The following is a 5,635-nucleotide window of genomic DNA, read 5'->3' on the forward strand; positions in this document are numbered from 1 at the left end:
CGAACCCAATATGGTTTTAAAGTGCCTAAAAATATTTTTTATCTAAGTTTCTATACTGAATTGCTTCTGCCAAGTGGCTTGATGTAATATTTTTGGATTCTTCCAAATCGGCAATTGTTCGTGCTACCTTTAATATCCTTGAATGAGCGCGTGCGGACAGTCCCAGACTATTATAAGCCATTTCCATAAGCGCTTTTTCCTTTTCGGAAAGATAGCAGAACTCATCTATAAGTCCCGCAGGAATTTCCTTATTGGTTAAAAATCCGTACTTTTCGTACCTTTCTTTTTGTATCTGACGACATGCCAATACCCGTTTTGCCATAACTTCGCTGGTTATTTTCGATTTTTCATCGGATATATCCTTATATAAAACATTCGGCACTTCAATCTGAATGTCAATCCTGTCAAGTAACGGTCCGCTTATTTTCTTCATATAATTTTTTATACGGTTTTCGGTACAAGTACACTCTTTAACTCCCGAACCATAATAACCGCAAGGACAAGGATTTAGCGATACTATAAGCATTACGTTGCAAGGATATGTAACAGTTCCTGAAACACGTGTTACAGAAATTTTCCCTTCCTCTATCGGTTGCCTTAAAGTTTCAAGAGCATCTTTTTTAAATTCGGGAAGTTCGTCAAGAAATAAAACTCCCCTGTGTGCCAGAGTCAACTCGCCAGGTTTTGGAATACGCCCTCCTCCTGTTATACCTACGGTTGATATAGTATGATGAACCTGCCTGAAAGGGCGTGTAGTTATAAGAGGATGCTCACTCTCAATAAGTCCTGCCACACTGTATATTTTAGACACTTCCAAAGACTCAGCAAACGTCAAAGGCGGCAGAATGGTAGGAATTCTTTCTGCAATCATAGTTTTCCCTGAGCCCGGTGTTCCCACCATCAGGAAATTATGATTTCCCGATGCAGCAACAAGTAATGCTCTTTTTATATCGTCCTGACCTTTAACATCGGCAAAATCAAGATTTTCAAACTCTTTTTTCAAAACATTGCCGTCATCTTCATACTTTGAAACTTTGCTGTTACCGATAAGAATATCAATCATCTGCTCCAGACTCTCCACAGGATATACATTAAGCCCTTTTACAATGGCAGCCTCTTTAGCGTTATCTCTTGGCAAAAATATATTTTTATATCCTTTCTCGTAAGCAGAAATTGCCATAGGAAGAACTCCGTCAACCCGTCTTAATTCTCCGTTTAAGGCAAGTTCGCCTAAGAACACGGAATTTTCAAGAATGTCCTTATTAAAGCTAAAATCCTTACCCATTATAGAAACAGCAATAGGGAAATCAAAATGAGAACCCTCTTTTTTAATTGATGCAGGAGCAAGATTAACAACAATTTTTTCGGTATAAAGTCTGCTCCCTACACTTTTTATAGATGCTTTTATTCTCTCTTTAGACTCTTTGACAGCCGTATCGCCAAGCCCTACTATATCAAACGCGGCAAGTCCTGCCGACACATCTGATTCAACATCTATTATAAAACTTTCGATACCAAAAAGCGCACAGGTATGAACTCTTGATAACATACTGTTTGCCCTCCCATTACTTATTTTTCTTCAAAATCCATACAGCATCTTGATTTTGTATAAGGTCTGACAAAAGTATCAGCAACATATACATGCTCAGGATGAACGGCATATCCTTTAAGACTTTCAAAATCTTCAAAAACCGAATACAGCATAACATCAGAATTTGATGTTTCAAGAGGGTCTATAATAACCTTGATTTCTAAAAGTCCCGGTACAATCCCTGAAAGCCCTTCCAGTCCCTTTTTTATCCCCTCTTTAACTTCGTCCGTTTTAAATTCTTCTTTTAAATTCCATAAAATAATATGCTTAACCATTTGTTTCTCCTTTTTATTTTTATTTTAATCTATTTTTGTAAGATTTGCAAAATTTATCTTATTCACACTGTCACTCTCTGCCTGAAGTTCATTTTTTCTATTATAAATTTCAAAAGTTTCTACCGGACTTTCTTCGTCAAGAACTAAAATACAACCTTGCCTATAATCAATCTTTTCTTTTAACTCGGCTCCTGATTTTAATTTTACGTAAACTTTGTCTATTTCCACAGGTTCATTTTCATCTTTGCCTAAAATCCATTTTATATCATTAAAGGCTCCGAATAAAATGGTTTTATTATCGTAATAAACCTGATTAACCAAAAAGCAGGAATCCATTGTTCCTTCAAGCCTTACTTTATACATCAAATTGCAGTTCTCATCTGCAATAAATAAGTCTGAATAATACTCCGCAAATGTGGTGTTCATATCAGCAAGAATAAGATAATTCTTATCAAACCTTTTCATTACTTTTATATTTAAGAAAAGTATATCATCAGTTTCTTTTGTTCTGTAGTAGTCATCTATTTTTGTCGCAATAATATTTTTAGGTAAAGTAAGATTTAAATCCGAGAGTTCTACTTTTTTACAATCCTTAAATTCTATCGGGGAAAATAAACCGTCACGAGCAAAATCAAATATATAAGCATATTTTTTGTTTGCCTTAAATGTTTCAATTTCCTCTTTTGTCAAAAGAAGAAAATATACATCATAATACTTTTTTTCCAAGCGGTTTCTATATGTCCAGTCCTGCCCTTTATACAAATCATATCCTTCTTTTAATAACCTTTGATATTCTGTTATTTTTTCCTGCTCAGGAAGGGACTTTGCAGTGTTATTAATATCATCAAAAAAAGTTAAATTAACAAAATATCTGACATCTTTATTTTCATAATGCGAAAGTGCATGGCGGACAGGTCCGCTATATCCCACTTGCCCCAAAACAGGTTCAGAATAAAACTCGTGATATCCTTTATCAAAATAAGTTATTATTTCAGGCTTATTAAAATTACAGGCTGTAATAACAAACAGAGTTAAAATAATAGCAAATAATATTTTTTTCATATTTAATCTTCTCCTGATAAATACAAAACGGATTGGGTAGTGATTTAGCGATATACATTGCGGTTCGTCGAGGACGCCGAACCCTACATTTTCTCTATCGATGGAACGATTTAGATTTGAAGTTTTCAGCTAAATATTGCAACAAGTTGCAAAGCTAAATTATTCCACCTTGTTCCATAGCTAAATTGTTTTTTAAAAACAGCTAAATTAAATTCGCCATCAGCTGACCGCAAGGTCAATTTAGCTGCGAAGTAATTTAGCGTACTTCAGTACATTTAGTTCGCCGTCAGGCAAATTTAGCTGATTTTAAGCTTTGCTTAAAATCATTATACACCCCCCTTTTTAAAAAATCAACAAAACCGACTTAAAATGTTTGCAAAAAACGTATATATATAGTATAATAAAATAATAAATTAACTAAAGAGGAGTATTTTATGTTTGATTACTTAAGAGCAGATATAAAAGCAGTTAAAGAAAGAGACCCTGCGGCAAGAAGCAGTTTTGAAATTTTTCTTTTATATCCATCTGTTTGCGCACTTTTCTGGCACAGAATTGCTCATAAACTTTTAAAAATAAAACTTAAATTTTTAGCACGTATGATTTCGCAGATTGTAAGATTTTTTACAGGGATTGAAATCCATCCTGGTGCGACCATTAAAAAAGGTTGTTTTATCGATCACGGTATGGGTGTAGTTATCGGTGAAACTGCCGAAATAGGCGAAAACTGTACTATTTATCAGGGAGTTACCCTTGGAGGTACAGGTAAAGATGTCGGGAAACGTCATCCCACAATCGGCAACAATGTGCTAATCGGCTCGGGTGCAAAAGTTTTAGGGCCTTTTACTGTCGGCGATAATTCGAAAATTGCGGCAAATGCAGTTGTACTAAATTCAGTTCCGCCTAACTGCACATGTGTAGGTGTACCTGCAAGAATAGTGAAAATTGATAATATAAGAGTAAAAGACGAACTTGACCAGACTCATATTCCTGACCCGATAAGCCAGGAACTATGTAAGGTACTGCACAGAGTCAGAGATTTGGAAAAAGAGATAGAAAAACTAAAAAAGGACGGGAAGAATAATGAAAGTTTATAATTCACTTACAAATAAAAAAGAAGAATTTAAGTCTATAGTTCCGGGCGAGGTTAAAATGTACTCCTGCGGACCTACTGTTTACAACTATTTCCATATAGGTAACGCAAGACCGTTTATAATTTTTGATACATTAAGAAGATATCTTGAATACACCGGCTACAAAGTTACATTTGTGCAGAATTTTACTGATATTGATGATAAAATGATTAAAAATGCGAACGCCGAAGGTATTACTGTAAAAGAACTTGCAGAAAAATTTATTAATGAATATTTTATTGATGCAAAAGGGCTTGGGATTAAAGAAGCAACCATTCACCCTAAAGCGACTGAAAACATTGATGCAATTATAGACACTGTTAAAAAATTAGAAGAAAAGGGATACGCTTACAATGTCGTAGGGAACGTATATTTCAGAACCAAAAAGTTTGAAAGTTACGGAAAACTGTCCCATCAGCCGTTAGAAGACTTGGAAGCAGGCGCAAGAATTGAAGTTAATACCGACAAAGAAGACCCGATGGATTTTGTTTTATGGAAAAATAAAAAAGAGGGCGAACCGTACTGGGAAAGCCCATGGGGGCAAGGAAGACCAGGCTGGCATATTGAATGTTCAGCAATGGTTAATAAATATTTAGGAGATACTATTGATATTCACAGCGGAGGAAAAGACCTTATTTTCCCTCACCACGAGAATGAAATCGCACAAAGCGAAGCGTTATCGGGAAAACCGTTTGCTAATTACTGGCTTCACAACGGTTTTATAAATATTGATAACAAGAAAATGTCAAAATCGGAAGGCAATTTCTTTACCGTAAGAGATATAGTTAAAGAATTTGACTATCCTGTTATAAGATTTTTTATGCTTTCTGCTCATTACAGAAGCCCTATTAACTTCTCAAAAGATTTGGTTACTCAGGCTAAAGTAGGGTTAGAGAGAATTTTAAATACAATTGATAATGTAAACTACATTTTATCTAATCAGACCGAAGAAAAAATGAGTGAAACCGAAAGAGAAATTTACTTATCATTTGAAACTTACAAGGCTAAATTCAAAGAAGCAATGGACGATGATTTAAACACTGCAGACGCAATTTCTCACATTTTTTCTCTTGTAAGAGAAGTTAACACAAAAATTAATAACGAAGGCACATACTCCAAAGAACTTTGCAAAAAGACTGTTTCTTTAACTACAGAACTTATTTCAGTTCTTGGAATTTCGTATAAAGGCAAGGAAGACGATTTAGATAAAGAAGTTGAAGCATTAATTGAAAAAAGGCAGGAAGCAAGAAAGAACAAAGACTTTAAACTTGCTGACGAAATAAGAGATAAACTTACCGATATGGGAATAATTCTGGAAGATACCCGTCAGGGTGTTAAATGGAGAAAAGCGTAGTGGATAAGTTTTTTGAATTTAAAAATATCAACGAATACTCTCCTTTGGTTCTTGCATATATCGGGGATGCAGTATATGAACTGTATATACGTTCAATGCTTATATCAGACCATAACACTCAAGTTAACAAACTGCATAAAGAAGCAACAAACTATGTAAAAGCAAAAGCGCAGTCAGAACTTTTAGAAAAAATATATGACCGTCTTAGCGAAGAGGAAATAAC

At 34.8% G+C, this 5,635-nt stretch carries 5 protein-coding genes and 1 pseudogene (1 of these 6 cut by a window edge); 3 read left to right on the forward strand and 3 right to left on the reverse strand.

Annotated features, from left to right (window positions below; translation table 11 throughout):
• Window positions 1-25: 25 nt before the first annotated feature.
• From E7419_07810 to E7419_07820, 3 genes are read right to left on the reverse strand one after another with little or no spacing between them, the layout of a single operon-like run.
• Window positions 26-1,549, reverse strand: coding sequence for an ATP-binding protein (locus tag E7419_07810; protein ID MBE7015087.1), 1,524 nt, complete (start codon window positions 1,547-1,549; stop codon window positions 26-28).
• A 20-nt stretch (window positions 1,550-1,569) separates the two neighbouring features.
• Window positions 1,570-1,866 carry a Dabb family protein gene (locus tag E7419_07815; protein ID MBE7015088.1) on the reverse strand — a complete coding sequence of 99 codons (297 nt, stop codon included), beginning with the start codon at window positions 1,864-1,866 and terminating at the stop codon, window positions 1,570-1,572.
• A 24-nt stretch (window positions 1,867-1,890) separates the two neighbouring features.
• The gene (locus tag E7419_07820; GenBank protein ID MBE7015089.1) at window positions 1,891-2,928 is read right to left on the reverse strand and encodes a hypothetical protein; all 1,038 of its coding nucleotides are present in this window, start codon (window positions 2,926-2,928) and stop codon (window positions 1,891-1,893) included.
• A 434-nt stretch (window positions 2,929-3,362) separates the two neighbouring features.
• On the opposite strand from E7419_07820, the gene cysE reads away from it, so the two are divergent.
• The 3 genes and pseudogenes from cysE to E7419_07835 all read left to right on the forward strand — a co-directional run.
• On the forward strand, window positions 3,363-4,022 hold the full coding sequence (gene cysE / locus E7419_07825; protein MBE7015090.1) for a serine O-acetyltransferase: 660 nt from the start codon (window positions 3,363-3,365) through the stop codon (window positions 4,020-4,022).
• Window positions 4,009-5,412: a cysteine--tRNA ligase gene (gene cysS, locus E7419_07830; protein ID MBE7015091.1), complete on the forward strand. Its 1,404-nt coding sequence runs from the start codon at window positions 4,009-4,011 to the stop codon at window positions 5,410-5,412. Before cysE ends, cysS begins: the two co-directional genes overlap by 14 nt.
• Window positions 5,397-5,635 (forward strand): annotated as a pseudogene (locus tag E7419_07835) (hypothetical protein) (it continues 1,144 nt past the right edge of the window). Before cysS ends, E7419_07835 begins: the two are co-directional and overlap by 16 nt.

The sequence above is a fragment of the Oscillospiraceae bacterium genome (assembly GCA_015068525.1).
In the GTDB taxonomy this organism is placed as follows: domain Bacteria; phylum Bacillota; class Clostridia; order UMGS1840; family HGM11507; genus SIG450.